Below are 15,048 nucleotides of genomic sequence, written 5' to 3' on the forward strand. Positions count from 1 at the left end.
CACTAGACAAAATAATTACTTGTGTTGTCAACCAAACCATTATTTCCAACGTTATAAGCACATGATCGAGGAAATAATGGTGGGTATCCGATGACAGGATTTTCCATCTCTATGGATTTAGCACCCAAACAGTCTAAAACGCAGGATTCTAGTACTCTTAAGAGTACCGCCGAGTCTCGCCTAAAAAACTTCATGCAAGAAGTGACTGGTCGTGCGTTAGTAATGATGGAAAGTGCTACCCAAAACCAGCAGGGTATCGCCATGGATTTGGTGCAAGAAGCCTTTATTTCATTACACAAATCTTATTCCGATCGATCTACGGAAGAATGGTATCCCCTGTTCTATACCATTCTAACCAACAAGTTACAGGATTGGCGTCGTAAAGAAGCACGTCGAGCACAACCGTTTTCTTTCTTTAAAAAAGTCAGTCTTGATGATGACGATTTTGAAGTCAATGAGGTGGTCGATGAAAGAGCGCTGAATCCTTCAGACTTTTTAAGTCAAGCTGTCACTGCGGATGAAATTCAAGAAGCCATTGCGGGTCTTCCTGTTCGTCAGCAGCAAGCATTTATGTTACGTGCATGGGAAGGTTTTGATACTGCAACCACTGCGCAAATCATGAATTGCTCTGAAGGCAGTGTTAAAACTCATTACCACCGTGCGATTCAAGGCTTACGCAATGCTCTCGCACATTTGAATCCACATCTAGGAGGATCATCCGAATGAAAGATGATTTCTTAAAGCAAGTAACCTCCAAACTTGATGGGCTCGCGCAACACCACAAAAACAAACCCGTGGTGATGCAACATGTTCTTGATGACATTCAAGATCAAAAGTCCTCACGTTATGGCCTTTGGAAAATGTCAGGTTTTGCTTTAGCTGCGGCTATTGCTGGTTTTGTCGTACTTCCGAACTCTGTAACCCTTGATGAAAAACCACACAACCAAGTGGTTTCGACTCCTAAACTTTCACCTCAAATGGTTGAAGATTTAGAAATGTTATTGGTTTTAGGTGAGGACACTGTTCCACATGGCAGCTAAACGTGTCGCTTTCGCACTTTGCACGCTAGGTTTTTTACAAACCAGTTTTGCAGGTTTTGATCGTTTTTGGATTTTTTCCAAAGATGCAGACACCCAAGTGTCTGAAACATGGGAATCGTTGTCTGAAGAAGAACAGCGTGCGTTGATTCAACGTTACCAATCTCTTAAAGAACTGCCCGATGCGCAAAGTGCAGCCCTGCAACAACGTATGGACTGGTTTACTCAGCTACCTGAGCAAGAAAAGCAAAAAATGCGTGAGACTTGGCAACAGATGAGCACCCAAGAACGACGTGATTTACGTGTACGCATGCAAAAAGCAGATGCAGATGAACGTGTGAATATTCGAAATGAATATATCAATAAATACATCCATAGTAACACTGCTACACATTAAGATGCCTAGCCGAATATAAATAGTATAGAAACGCTCATAAAAAAATGCCTCATGTGAGGCATTTTTTTATGCTTACATTTATATTTTTCGTCGTTGTCTAAGCCACGCTAATGACAACAATCCAAGCACCCCAACACTACCCATTGAGCCACCACCACCGCCACTCGCTTCCGTATTGGTATTTTTAGCGGTGTTCGTAAAATACATCATCGCAGATTTAGACTCTTCAGCCTCTGCATCATAGATCACATATTCAATTTCATAAGGGAATGGACTGAAATTATTGCGGACTTCAACTTCAATATTGCCGCCATAACATACATATTTTTCATACTCTCCCGGACAAGAACCTGTACGTTCTGGCTTAATATTAATGCCTGCATCCTGACGTACAATACGAATAGCAAGATCCTTTCCATTCGCATCACGGTGAAATGCTGGACGCTGATGTTCTGCCGCGACTGTACTAATTGGCCCATCACCATCATCACTATCATTTGCCAGTGGATTTACATTGAGTTTTAAAATGCCACCATAATTCAGGGTGTATTCATCCGTTTTGGCAATCGGTTGTATATTGCTAAACTCCGCTTTTAGAATCCCCGAAGAGCTTGCCTGCGTAGCCTTACTCTTTACACTATATTGGCAATACACATATTCCGTGCTTGTTGTAGGCTTACCATCGGTGCGATAAATCATGATTTGTTTTAAATCATCCTTCCACTCACAGCGTAAAGTTGGATCCGCTCTGAGCTTTGAGGTATCCAGCACACCATCTTTGGCACTGAGCACACCTACACCTAATACCTGAGTTTCAGTAATGGTATAATTCTCAGTGTTCATTTCTTTTAAAGCAGACGTTCCATCAGCAGTGTTGACCACAGCCTCATCTTGCAAGACAAACTGGAAAGGATCGACATAAATCGCTCGGTACTTTTGATGTAGTTTGGTTGCCGCTAAAAGCTCTTTATAACGCTTTAACTCTTCATTAAACTCGATCAAAAAGTCTGGATTGGTGTTTTTATTGGCGATTAATTCTTCCAATTCCTTAATATTATTCTCATAAGCCTGAAGACGTTCTGCCTGCGAGCTATTTTTCAAATCAGCAATATCAGCTGCTGCTAAACGACGCAACTCAACCGATCCAATATCACAGCTGTTAGCTTCCGCAGGTGCTAACATCAATGTTCCGTCGACAATACGATCTAGACCACGCTGGTCACTATCATTACAGCTCAATTTACTGTTGGTATCGAGTAAATCAACTCCACCACTATTCACTTTCGGGAAATACATTGGGCGGAATAAATTATATTTTGATGGCGAAGTTAAGGAACTGAGTAGACTTCCTATAGCTACATTTTTCACATCAATATTAGTATCTGTCGTACCATCGAGTATTCGTGCACTTGCTGCCAGTTCACACTGACTGGTCACCGTATCAAGCGCATTGTAACCGGCTGTCACACCTGCATCATATTTATCGGATAGTGTCTGAGAACCGACATAGCGGCATGATGTGTTTCCATTATATGCAAGCACATTGTAATACATTGACTTCATACCAAAATCATCATAATCCAAAACACTCGCTGCACTGTTTTCTACAATAGTGTTATTTGACAATAAGAAACTACTTTCAAGACTTAGATTATGCTCTCGGGTATTGACGGCATACAAAATGCTTCCATTTGTTGCATTTACCGTATTTTTTGCAATGGTATTATTCGCCATAGCAACTTTTGGGTTACCACAAAAATCGAATGCATTTAGATTCGATATCTGACCATTCGAAATAATACTATTCGCTCTAAACTCTATATTGGTTTTTACATCCAACAGCCCTGCATAACATTGCATTGCAAGAACACTACCCACAGTCGCTTGGTTGCCTTGTAATACACTATTATTTACAGTCACCTGATGCTCACCAGGACCAACGAGATAGAGTGCTCCACCTTTTTTATCGGACTTTGAGTTTAGAATTTGTGCATTATTTAAGGTTAATGCTCCACCGACCAATAAAGCACCGCCTTCATCTGCCGAATAACCATTTTCTAAAATCACATTCTCTAGCGTCAAACTGGTCTTGCTAATGGTATTAAATAAACGTGACTTTCCACCCGCATCAATCCGTGAAGTCAACTCACCTAGCGCTGGATACTTAAAAGTGATGGGATTTTTTTCACGATCTAAATATGGGCTTTTCCCAAAAATCACCACTTTAGACTCGGGAACAATTTCCTTATTCAGTTTATACGTCCCAGCTTCTAACTGAATATAATCGGTTTGACCTGAACCGGTATTCCCAGCACTACAGCCACCATAAGCCTTGTTTAAGCTGGCTGTTTTGATTGCCTCACGGAGTGAACATTGATTCATGTTCACATTATCTTCATCATCAAATGTGTTGACAAGAATTGTTCTATCTTCTGCAGCCATTAATGTCATAGCAGCTACAACCATGACACCCAATAGTCCTTTTTTAAAGTGTTTCATGTTCGCCCTTTTCTTTTTATTTTCGACGCATCAAAATTAAAGCAAATAACCCCAGTAAGCTCAGAATACCTGTGCTTCCCCCAGAGGTTTTAATTTTGTCACTTTCCATATGATTTTGCGGTTCCTGTACAATTTGTACATTCACTTCAATGAACGGAACATGCTCATCAAAGCGTGTTGTGGTTGTGACCAACTGTAACCTGAAAATATCAGCACCATGCCATGCTCCATTTGGCGTGTAAGTAATATTTCCTAGTTCATCAATCACCACTTTGCCTTTCGATACCGTTTGAGTCTGCTGCACCCGCATACAACCCGGCTGCCATTCTTCACCATTTGGTGCTTTAGCTAATTTGAATAAACTTGCACATTCGGTTTTGGACAGTAGATCACTATCGCCTAGCAGATCTGCAACAGAAAGTTTAGCTACTTGCCCCGCAATCAGATCTTCACCAATTAAACTAATCGTGGTTGGGACTTCAATCTCAATTGCACCACGGTCACAAAAGGTATTGTTCGTATTTCGATTCACACCGCGTTGATCTGAATTTTCACAACCAATTAAAGAATCTGTTGTGTTTACAACCACTTTCCCCTTATTCACAATTGGAGAATCTAACCAATGTGTCTGACTCATTAAAATGCGTGGACGGATATAGCCTAAAAATTTTTGGTTGGGAACAATATAAGGACACAATAAACTGTCAGCATCTGCAGACATGGTTTTACACTCACCCACCACATCGCTGCCTGCAATCAAGGCGCCAGACCAAAACTCATTCGGATAATAGCTCGCTCCACTGCCACAGTCAGTTTGTGTAACTAAGTTGTTCTGAAGGACTGCTTTACTTAAATCCCCAGCACAGTTTTTTGAGATAGTATTTTCGCTATTTCCTAAAACGATACTATTGGCCAGATAAGCCAAGTTTGTAGATGGATTGAAATAAATCCCTTTACTGTTCCCCACCACCGTTAAGTTATTCAAAGCCATGCCATCTCGAACATTGACGACATAACCTGTATTTTTCACAAAGGTGCTACTGACCAGACGTGATGCTAAACTGGATAAGGTTATATCTTCTTTAACCGCTGCATTATTGACAGAGTAAATATTGGCACTGCTTGCATCTGTTGTTTTATTTTCTTTGAAAACTGAATTATAAATCCGAAAAGAAGGCGCCTCCCCATACAAAATAGCACCTTGTACCGCTTGGTTTTGTTCAACCAGAGTAGCGCGAATTTCGACTAGACTACGACTGGTACCATCTTCAAGCAAGGTTGCGACATTGTAAATCGCCCCCCCTTGCCCTGCAAAACCACCTGTTAATTTGACGTACTCAAGACCTAAATATTCATTGTTATAAATTAAACCACCTTGATTCACACCGCAGTCTTTCGCACAGCCCTGTAGAGTAACCTCTTTTACTAACACACGAATTAAAGCATTCTCAGCATTATCAACCCTTAATAAATTGTCAGAACCATTCATTTTTAAGATGGCATTACTTAAACCCTGAACAGTTTCTTCCCCCACAGAACTGTCATAACTTGTTCTGAGTGTTAAATCTTTTTTGATCGCAAGATGGGTATTTAGCAAATAGGTTTTATTTTTCTCAAGCATGACGGTGGAAATCGCATCTTTGCCCCCGCAGCCATAATAACCCGCCTCAGGCATACCTTGATTAATATAGTCGATAGCTTCGCGAAGTGAACATTCCGTGTCATTTTTGACAATATCGTCAGTGATGGTCACCTTAATATTGTCCGAATAGGCATGACTCGCCACCAATAGCGTAGCTACACCTATGCTCTTCTTGAGCATAACGATCTCCTTGCTTTTATTTTATCTTTTCTTTTTATTCTTAGATTGCAAAATCCCTGCAATATCTAACAATTTTTCGTACTCTGTCACAGCTCGGACAATTTCTCAAGTAATATTATGATTTACCGATATTCGTCAATTAGCGCATAAATTTGTCTGAGGTTTGCATTACTCAGTTTGGTTTTCTCACCTTTAAGCAGTTGAATCAGTTGTTCTAAACTTTGCAATAACACCGAGGTTTGATGTGGCCCATGCGAGAGTAAATAATCAATAATCTGTTGATCAATATGAATCCCACGACGCGATAAAACCGACATCACCAGTGTAGAACGATCGGCATACAAACTTCCGTTTGGTACTTTCACACTTACAGCCTGCGTCAGGCGAGATTGTAAATCGGGTAGTTCAAGTTTTAATTCAATCGGCGCAACACGAGAAGAGAACACCAACTGCCCGCCTTCTTCATTATTGTAGTTGATCAGGTGAAAAACCGCTTTCTGCCAATGCGGCACACCACTTATGGCTTCAATGTCATCTAAAGCGACAAGGTCAAAACGCTCTAAAGAGGTAATTGCTTCAGTTGGCGCATCCAGCAACTCAAGTAATGAAACTTGAATCGCTGTTTTACCTACATCTAAATAAGAATCACAAATTGCTGAAAGTAAATGGCTTTTTCCAGAACCCGCACCACCATAAACATAAAAACGATTCATTAAACCTGCATGTAACTGACGAATCGCATCGATAACAGGCCCCCATCCCGGCCCAGAAAAATCACTGATTCGGGCATCGAGTTGGGGTTCAATATCTAGTTGCAATTGACGCATGCTGGTTTGTATATCCTAAAGTTCTTTATGGTCTATCTGATCAATCTTACTTGAATTTTCAGATGCTTGCTGAGCTTTTACCGTTTGATTTTTTAGTTCAATATCAACATCGACTTCATCTGTTTCAATCGTAATTGAACCCGCTGATGAATCTTGCACAACATAAGTAGATGTACTATACATTGGGCTGTTTTCATAAAACTCACGTGCATGTCTTAATAAGACCACAATCACAGCAGCGACAGGCAATGCAATTAACATTCCTAAAATACCGCCCAATTGTGCACCAGCCAGCACTGCAAATACCACAGCAACTGGAGACAAGCCAATTTTATCGCCCAACAAGAACGGTTGTAGGATATAACCTTCCACTGCCTGACCAATCATAAAGACCACGCCAACCAAGAGTAATTGCATCCAATCAATACCAAACTGGAATAAACTTGCAATCACTGCGGCAATAATCCCGACAGCAAAACCTAAGTAAGGAATGATACTGCACAGCCCAGCCACCATCCCAATAATCAAACCTACTTCAAGTCCAATTAACTGTAAGCCCATTGCATAGACCACGCCCAAGAGCACCATGACCAAGAACTGACCTTTGACAAAAGCACCAAGTACACTATGACATTCTTTAACAATGACTAAGGTCTGTTCTTCATATCGCCGTGGAATAAGACGACGGAAACTGTCCAGCATGCGATCCCAATCCAACAAGAAATAGAATGCAATAATTGGGATCAGTACAACCGTACCACCAATCTGAATGAAGTTCAGTCCAGACTGAGCCAATTTGGCAATCATAGCCTGAATACTGTCAGCACTATAGTTGGTCTGTACATATTCCATAATCGCAGCTGAAATCTGGTCAACATCTAATTCCATTGGGACCAAATTAAAACTGTCAGATAACCAAGGGAGGAATTTATAATTTGCCCAATGTATACCTGAAGGAATGCTGTTCTTTGCATACATCAACTGTTCCCACACCAGTGGAACCAAATACCAAAATGCCAATGTAATGACAACACCAATACCGATAAAAACAGCACTAATAGATAACCAACGTGGTAAGCCAATTTTATGCAGTTTATCGACCAGTGGACTAAACAGATAAGCGACTAAAAATGCACCAATAAAAGGTAAAACAACAGGCTTGAGTAGATACAACACCCAGAGTATGAGCGCGATTCCTGCCAAAATAAAAATACGTTTAAGTGTACGATCTTGCATGCAATCTCGCCTTTGTCAGATTTAATCGTTATTGAGAAAAATATTTTAGCAAAGATAACATTTTAGCGCAGAAATAACATATGTGTTTCGTATATTCAGGTATAATCGCCCCGCGAATGCGGAGACTTCATTATGAGCAACTCAACTTCTACCCCAAACACTGGTTTAAGCTACAAAGATGCAGGTGTCGACATTGAAGCGGGCGACGCGTTAGTCGATCGTATCAAATCTGTCGCGAAGCGTACTACTCGTCCTGAAGTAATGGGCGGATTAGGTGGCTTCGGTGCACTTTGTAAAATCCCTAAAGGTTATGAAGAACCTGTTCTCGTATCTGGCACAGACGGTGTTGGTACAAAATTACGTTTAGCATTGAATTTGAACCGTCATGACACGATTGGTCAAGACTTGGTTGCAATGTGTGTAAACGATCTTCTTGTATGTGGCGCTGAGCCATTATTCTTCCTTGACTACTATGCAACTGGCCATCTTAATGTAGATGTAGCTGCAAACGTAGTTACTGGTATTGGTACAGGCTGTGAACTTGCTGGTTGTGCATTGGTTGGTGGTGAAACTGCCGAAATGCCTGGCATGTATGAAGGCGAAGATTACGACTTGGCAGGTTTCTGTGTAGGCGTAGTTGAGCAAAGCAAAATTATTGATGGCTCTAAAGTCAAAGCGGGTGACGTTTTAATTGGTGTTGCATCAAGTGGTGCTCACTCAAACGGTTACTCTCTACTTCGTAAAATTTTAGACGTGAAAAACGTTGACTTGACGCAAATCGTTGATGGTCGTCCACTTGCTGATGTTGCAATGGAACCAACACGTATTTATGTGAAGCCTATTCTTCAACTGTTAAAAGAAGTTGATGTACACGCAATGGCGCACATTACTGGTGGTGGTTTACCAGGTAACTTACCACGCGTATTGCCGAATGGTGCTCAAGCTGTTGTGAGTGAGGCAACTTGGGAATGGCCAGAATTGTTTAAACTTCTTCAGCGCGAAGGCGGTGTTGAACAGTTCGAAATGTATCGCACATTCAACTGTGGCGTAGGCATGGTCTTAGTTGTCGATGCTGCTGATGCTGACAAAACAGTTGAACGACTCAATAGCCTGGGTGAAAAAGCTTTCACTATGGGGCATATCGTAGACAATGCTGAGTCAGTTGAAGGCGCAGACGAAAAAATCCGCGTGGTATTCGCTTAATTCGTATGATTAAAATTGCTGTTCTGGTTTCAGGAAGTGGATCAAACCTTCAAGCCTTGATTGATGCCAATCTGTCAGGCCAAATTGTGGGTGTGGTTTCCAACAAACCTGAAGCCTATGCGCTACAGCGTGCTGAAAATGCAGGTATTGCAACAGCGGTCATTGAACACAAACAGTATCCTCATCGTGAAGCTTTTGATGATGTCATGCATCAACAGTTACTCGATTGGGATGTGGACTTGGTGGTTCTTGCTGGCTTTATGCGTATTTTAAGTGAGAAATTTGTCAGTGCTTGGGAAGGGAAAATGATCAACATTCACCCTTCTCTTCTACCGCATTACAAAGGTATGCATACCCATCAGCGCGTCTTGAATACTGGCGATCAACTGCATGGCTGTACCGTACACTATGTGACGGCTGAACTCGATGCAGGTCAAGCTTTGGCACAAGGTGTACTGAAAGTTGGTTCACATGATAGTGTGAATAGTTTGGCCCAGCGCGTACATACGCTTGAGCATATCATCTACCCGCAAGTGGTAGAATGGATTTGTACACAAACGATTCAGCATACAGACCAAGGTGTTCTCTACCGCGGTACACTGATGCACGAGCCAATTCAGTTTTGCAAATTTTAAAAATAAAAAACGCCTCCTTGGAGGCGTTTTTTTTATGGCTGCTGAAAAGTACTATTAAACATTTTCTTGAATCAGCATCTTAATCAAAGCAACCGTTTCTTCTGGTCGCTCCAAAGGAAACATATGGCTTCCCTCAACGATTTGATAAGGAATGCCAAATTTCTTTTTCACTATTTGTGGAAACCCCGGACCAATAAAAGGACCTTTTTCAGCAATCATTAAATGCATCGGCACTTGTGGTTTGCACTGAGGTAGCCACCATAAAGAAGGATTGGTTCTGAAGATATGAACTTCATCCATTTTTGCAATCGTAAGTTCAACACCGCCACGGACGCGATCTTCCGTTAAAGCATAGTCAATATAAGCTTGAAAACAGTCTGGATCAAAGTCTTTATAAAAGCCTTTTGGACGTAGAAGTTCAGCTGCTTGCTCACGGCTCTCCCAATGGTCACGACGCCGTAAGGATAGCGCTGCTGGTGACATGGTATCGACCATTTTTAACTTCAACATCTTCGCAAAGTGTAATGCAAACGAGGCTTTGCCCATGATCAAAGGCGGGTCCATCATGATGACTTGTTCAAATAAATCAGGACGCTGTAACGCCGCCTGAAACGTCAGCACTGATCCTAATGAATGTCCCAAACCAATCACTTTACGACCCTGTGCCTGACGAACAATACTTTCAATCACTTGCTGAGTTAAGCTTTTCCAATGGTTATCAATCGGGTAGTTTTTATCTGGCCCTAATAAAGGGACATAGATCACATCATACTGATCTGACAGTAAATCAAATAATTTCTGATAGACCTTAGAAGGCACGCCATTGGCGTGCGCAAAATGAATTAAAGGTTTCATTGGAGTTTCGTGGTCTGTTCAGATTGCATTTGATTTGAAAGTGAAGATGCAAAACCAGCTCCCATCGATGCACCTAAACGGCCTAATACTGCATCTAGTGGGCTATGTACCACCGTATAATCCATCGCTTTATCGGTATTTAGTTCACGTTTTAAAGTATGTAAATTACCAATACGGTCCGCAATACCCAGTTTGACCGCCTGGTCCCCTGTCCAGAAAAGGCCTGAGAAAAGTGCAGGATCGTTCGACTTTAACTTTTTGCCACGACCTTGTTTCACAGCATTAATAAAATGCTCGTGTACATTATCAAGTACACCTTGAACATGTGCGCGCTGCGCAGGATTAACAGGTTGTGTCATTGACAATAAAGCTTTGTTTTGACCAGAGGTCATGGTGCGGTCTTCAACACCCAGTTTTTGCATGAGACCATTCACCCCATAGTTCGGCATAATCACACCGATTGAACCCACTAAACTCGAAGGATTCACCAAGATTTCGTCCGCAGCAGATGCGATATAGTAAGCACCTGATGCACCTGTATCACCAATCACCGCATACAATTTTTTATCGCTATGTGCTTTTTTCAAATATTGAATTTCTTGCCAGATTTCATCCGACTGAACTGGAGAACCGCCCGGTGAGTTAATATTGAGCACCACCGCTTGGCTTTGTTTATTTTCAAAAGCTTTCTTTAATGATTTAATCGTGTCATCACTGTTTACGCTTTGCTCATCAGCGGCAATGGTACCAACAATATCAACTACAGCTATATGTTTAGATGCAGTTGCATCCGTACCACTGGTCGAACAGCTCTTGGTCATGGCAATCAGAATAAACAAAAGGTAGGCAAAAGTTAGACATTTGAAAAAGATGCCCCAGCGACGTGCACGACGTTGTTCTTCAACGGAAGCTAAAACGGCTTTCTCTAAAAGTTTCCATTCATTTCCTGTCGGTTGTTCATGTACAGGCTGTTGTTTCGGCGTTTCATTTTCTGGTTTTGGTGGCCAATCGGACATATAACAATCCAAACTTGAATAAAATTGCCCTCATTATATACACTGATTTATACAAAACTGTCGAAACAGTTTATTTTAGCCTATAATATTTTATGTTTTTATCCACATGTACCATTGACTCTAAAGAATGACTAAAGCACAAGAGCAAAACTCGACTTATCGTTTACTGCATTTTGTAAGCAAACAACCTATTAAATTTGCACGTTTTTTTGCTAAGAGTTTAGCAGGCTTAGTCAATCTTTTAAAAATCAGTAAAAACAATGATGCTCTCAGACTCAACTTAAAAATTGCGCTGCCTGAGCTGAGTGATGAGCGATGCGAAGTGATTGCGAAGCAAGCAGTACGTAATGAACTGACCACCTATTTTGAGTTTTTTAGTATTTGGGGTTCAAGCAATCAGAAAAATATTGAACGCGTCCAAAAAGTACATGGCGAACATTTGCTACATCAGGCGCTTGCCGCTCAGAAAGGTTTAGTCTTAATCGTACCTCATTTTGGGACTTGGGAAATTATGAATAGTTATGTCGCCCAATTTACTGAAATGACCATTATGTATAAACCGGTCAAGGATCCTGGTGCTGACTTATTTGTTCGTGAGGCGCGCAGTCGTGAAGGCGCTCACCTTGTACCGACCGATGAATCGGGGGTACGCCAAATTTTTAAGGCGCTCAAACAAGGGGGGACGACCGTAATTCTGCCTGATCATACCCCAAAACAAGGCGGTGAAATGATTCCTTATTTTGGCTTTCCTTTAGCTTCAAGCAACCTGAGCGCCAAACTGATTCAAAAAACCAAAGCCAAGGCTTTACTGCTCTATGCTATTCGTAATGATGATGGCTTTGATATGTACATTGAAGAAATCAGCGAAAGTATTTATCAAGGTACAGCCAATGATGGCACCTTCGTCATTCACCAAGCCATTGAGGACTTGGTCCATCGTTATCCTGAGCATTATCATTGGACCTATAAGCGCTTTAAGGCCAACCCTAAACTTCGAGCACTGTATAACCTTCCCTTTAATGAGGCTGTGACACGTTTAGAGCAACTGCGTATGGAACAACAGACTCAGCCGACTGCAACCACTGTCGAGTCTGACGTTGTGCCGTCAGCTCAATAAACCCTGTAGACTGCGCAATAAAACCGATACTGCCTTGCTCTGCTGTTGTTAAGAGTGGGATCTTTAAAGCTTTCAAACGGGCTTGCGTTAATGTACTTGGATGTCCATAACGGTTATTAAACCCTGCTGAGGCAATTGCTAATTTCGGTTGATAATGTTTTAAAAATGCATAGGCTGAACTATGCCGACTGCCATGATGCCCCAAGACCAATACATCAACTTTTAAGTCCGGATAATCCTGTAATAATTGAAACTCGGTTTGCCAGCCAGCATCGCCCATAATCAGAAAATACTGATAAGGCTGTACATCCTTCACCTGTATATAGACCACACAAGATAGCTCATTTTGCTGATACGGCACTTGTGCAAATTGATTGGCTTTCGGCGACAAAATTTTGATTTCTACTTTTTCAGACCAGTGCCAGATCTGACCTTGTTGGCAATAGTTAAAGTTTGACGTAGTTGCCACATCCAATTGCTGATTAGAGTAAACTTGATTGATCGATAACTCATTTTTTAATTTGGCATAACTTCCACTATGATCTTGATCCAAATGTGTAAGTATTAGCTGATCTAACTGGCTCACGCCTTGCTTCGATAAAAATGGCTGAATAATCTGCTTAGCAACACTAAACTTCGATTCATCATAGGAGCCACCAACATCAATCATGGCATGCTGTTGCCCATGTTGCATATACACCGCTTGTCCCTGACCGACATCCAGTACGATCAACTCAAAAGGACGGTTTTGGCTACTGAACCCCAACAAAGGAATCAAACCTAGCACCAGCCATGATTTTGGTAGACTCGGTTTGGGCATAAAAACAATGATTGAGAGCACAATCAGTAAAATGACTTGCCAAGTATTGAGCGCAATCGGGTACAACTTAATCGGTAGTAGCGCATCCAATCCATTGAGTATGCCCAATAAAAATACCAGCACCCAATCTGCCAACTGAAACAAAAGGCTGCTCAGCGGTTCGAAAAGATAAAAAGTAAATGCTGCCAAAACCTCCAGTGGTACAACCAGTAAACTGATCAGTGGAATAGCGACAAGGTTACTGATTGGGCTCACCCATGAGACTTGCTTGAAGAAAATAATCACCAAAGGCATCAAAGCCACAAATATTTTCCACTGCGACTCAACCAAAAGTTTTAGGCTAAAAACGAGTTTTTTCTGCCAAGACTGCGGGCGAGTTAAATCGAGCCGAATAGTGGTTTGATAAATGCGTAAAAGCACAAAGCACGCACCATAGGACAACCAAAAGGCCGCTGATAGAATTGAAAAAGGATCAAACAGTAAAAGGAGGGATGCACTCAATAAGAGTAACGTCAAAGCTGAAATTTTCTGCCTGAGCCAAATCAACACACTTAAGCAAAAACAACTGAGTAAAGTACGGAGTGCAGGAATCTCAAAACCGACAAAGGCACAATACAGCAATACGCAGCAACAAAATGGCAGTAACAATGCATAAGGTCGTGGGATTTTTAGAAAAATCTGTGGCCAATAACGATTCAGCACCTTTTGTAACAGCCAACACAGCATCACGGCAAAGATCAGCACATGTGGCCCAGAAATCGCTAATAAATGGCTAATGCCAAAGCGTTGAAAAAGTGCTGTCGTCTCCTTATCTAAGAAACTTTCATCCCCAGTCAGGAGTGCTAGAATTAAGCCCTTATGGCTTAAGGGCTGGCTATAAATAAAATGACGAATGTTTAATCGCTGATGTTCTATACCCAGTTGAATTTTATTGAGTACACCCTGCTGTTTTCTTAAATAATTGGTATAGCCTAATGCAGAAATTTCTGACTCAGACAAGGGGTGTATGTGCTTGAGTTTGAAACCAGACATGAGATTACGTTGCAGATACCACTGCTCAACATCGAATACACCTTGCACCGCATAACTATGCGCAGGACGTATTTCCCCTCTCAGTCGGTAGTATTTCCCAAGTTCCAAGACCGCTTGCTCATCCGATATTCGTTTTTGAAAACCCAGCCACTGCACTGGTTGCACATGTCGGTTCAAGACCTGTATTTCTTGCTGAATAGTCTCAGCACCCAGTTGGTTAATTTTTGCTATATAAACAATGACTTCAGCATCTTCAACTTTTGTTTCTTTATAGGCTAGACGCTGTTGCAAAGCTGATTGTGCATAATGATATCCCGTAGTTAAAAACAACATGGAATAAATCAATCCACATATAAACTGTAAAATAAGGGCGTGTTTGTGCTTAAAGAGAAAAAACTGTAACGGCAAAAGTACAATGACCAAAATCAGCGCTGGGTAAAAAAGGTGATTTAGAATAGGGACGGTCTGCCCCATCAATGCAATTCCTACAATCCAAGCAGCAGCATATAAAAGCTTCATTCTTTTATTCAATTATTTTTTTTATTGGCGCCA

Annotated in this window: 13 protein-coding genes; 6 read left to right on the plus strand and 7 right to left on the minus strand. The window is 41.4% G+C overall.

The genetic code is table 11. The features are described from left to right. The first annotated feature begins 111 nt into the window (after positions 1-111). From AC4CUZ_RS15255 to AC4CUZ_RS15265, 3 genes are read left to right on the plus strand one after another with little or no spacing between them, the layout of a single operon-like run. The gene (locus tag AC4CUZ_RS15255; protein ID WP_004693886.1) at positions 112-726 is read left to right on the plus strand and encodes an RNA polymerase sigma factor; all 615 of its coding nucleotides are present in this window, start codon (positions 112-114) and stop codon (positions 724-726) included. Further along, complete coding sequence (locus AC4CUZ_RS15260) at positions 723-1,040, plus strand: hypothetical protein (protein WP_004693889.1); 318 nt, start codon at positions 723-725, stop codon at positions 1,038-1,040. The genes AC4CUZ_RS15255 and AC4CUZ_RS15260 overlap by 4 nt, the downstream gene beginning before the upstream one ends. Next, positions 1,030-1,434 carry a DUF3106 domain-containing protein gene (locus AC4CUZ_RS15265; protein WP_004693891.1) on the plus strand — a complete coding sequence of 135 codons (405 nt, stop codon included), beginning with the start codon at positions 1,030-1,032 and terminating at the stop codon, positions 1,432-1,434. Before AC4CUZ_RS15260 ends, AC4CUZ_RS15265 begins: the two co-directional genes overlap by 11 nt. Positions 1,435-1,512: 78 nt before the next feature. Here the strand turns inward: AC4CUZ_RS15265 and AC4CUZ_RS15270 are convergent, their stop codons facing one another. From AC4CUZ_RS15270 to cxpE, 4 genes are all read right to left on the minus strand, one after another. After that, complete coding sequence (locus AC4CUZ_RS15270) at positions 1,513-3,933, minus strand: CSLREA domain-containing protein (RefSeq protein ID WP_490747894.1); 2,421 nt, start codon at positions 3,931-3,933, stop codon at positions 1,513-1,515. A gap of 16 nt (positions 3,934-3,949) precedes the next feature. Next, a complete protein-coding gene (gene rbtA / locus AC4CUZ_RS15275; protein ID WP_151836595.1) occupies positions 3,950-5,755 on the minus strand; it encodes a rhombotarget A in 1,806 nt (601 codons plus the stop codon). A gap of 122 nt (positions 5,756-5,877) precedes the next feature. Continuing rightward, a complete protein-coding gene (gene hda / locus AC4CUZ_RS15280; protein WP_004693897.1) occupies positions 5,878-6,582 on the minus strand; it encodes a DnaA regulatory inactivator Hda in 705 nt (234 codons plus the stop codon). A gap of 15 nt (positions 6,583-6,597) precedes the next feature. Beyond that, positions 6,598-7,818, minus strand: a complete 1,221-nt coding sequence (cxpE, locus tag AC4CUZ_RS15285) for a chloramphenicol efflux transporter CxpE (RefSeq protein ID WP_114837636.1) — start codon at positions 7,816-7,818, stop codon at positions 6,598-6,600. A gap of 132 nt (positions 7,819-7,950) precedes the next feature. Between cxpE and purM the strand changes: the two genes are divergently transcribed. Next, complete coding sequence (purM, locus tag AC4CUZ_RS15290; RefSeq protein WP_151836594.1) at positions 7,951-9,021, plus strand: phosphoribosylformylglycinamidine cyclo-ligase; 1,071 nt, start codon at positions 7,951-7,953, stop codon at positions 9,019-9,021. 5 nt (positions 9,022-9,026) lie between these two features. Further along, positions 9,027-9,656, plus strand: a complete 630-nt coding sequence (gene purN / locus AC4CUZ_RS15295) for a phosphoribosylglycinamide formyltransferase (protein ID WP_201950865.1) — start codon at positions 9,027-9,029, stop codon at positions 9,654-9,656. Positions 9,657-9,710: 54 nt separating this feature from the next. On the opposite strand, the gene AC4CUZ_RS15300 is transcribed toward purN, so the two are convergent. Further along, positions 9,711-10,511, minus strand: a complete 801-nt coding sequence (locus AC4CUZ_RS15300; protein ID WP_279690738.1) for an alpha/beta fold hydrolase — start codon at positions 10,509-10,511, stop codon at positions 9,711-9,713. After that, a complete protein-coding gene (gene sppA, locus AC4CUZ_RS15305) occupies positions 10,508-11,527 on the minus strand; it encodes a signal peptide peptidase SppA (protein ID WP_148826360.1) in 1,020 nt (339 codons plus the stop codon). Before sppA ends, AC4CUZ_RS15300 begins: the two co-directional genes overlap by 4 nt. Before the next feature lie 127 nt (positions 11,528-11,654). Here sppA and AC4CUZ_RS15310 point away from each other — a divergent pair, with 127 nt between their 5' ends. After that, positions 11,655-12,644, plus strand: coding sequence for a lysophospholipid acyltransferase family protein (locus AC4CUZ_RS15310; protein WP_201950859.1), 990 nt, complete (start codon positions 11,655-11,657; stop codon positions 12,642-12,644). Here AC4CUZ_RS15310 and AC4CUZ_RS15315 read toward each other — a convergent pair. Then, positions 12,544-15,015 (minus strand): DNA internalization-related competence protein ComEC/Rec2, encoded by a 2,472-nt coding sequence (locus AC4CUZ_RS15315; protein ID WP_262469847.1) that lies wholly within the window; start codon positions 15,013-15,015, stop codon positions 12,544-12,546. The two genes, AC4CUZ_RS15310 and AC4CUZ_RS15315, sit on opposite strands and share 101 nt — an antisense overlap. Between the last annotated feature and the right edge of the window lie 33 nt (positions 15,016-15,048).

Source organism: Acinetobacter sp. 789_lipA, assembly GCF_058242845.1.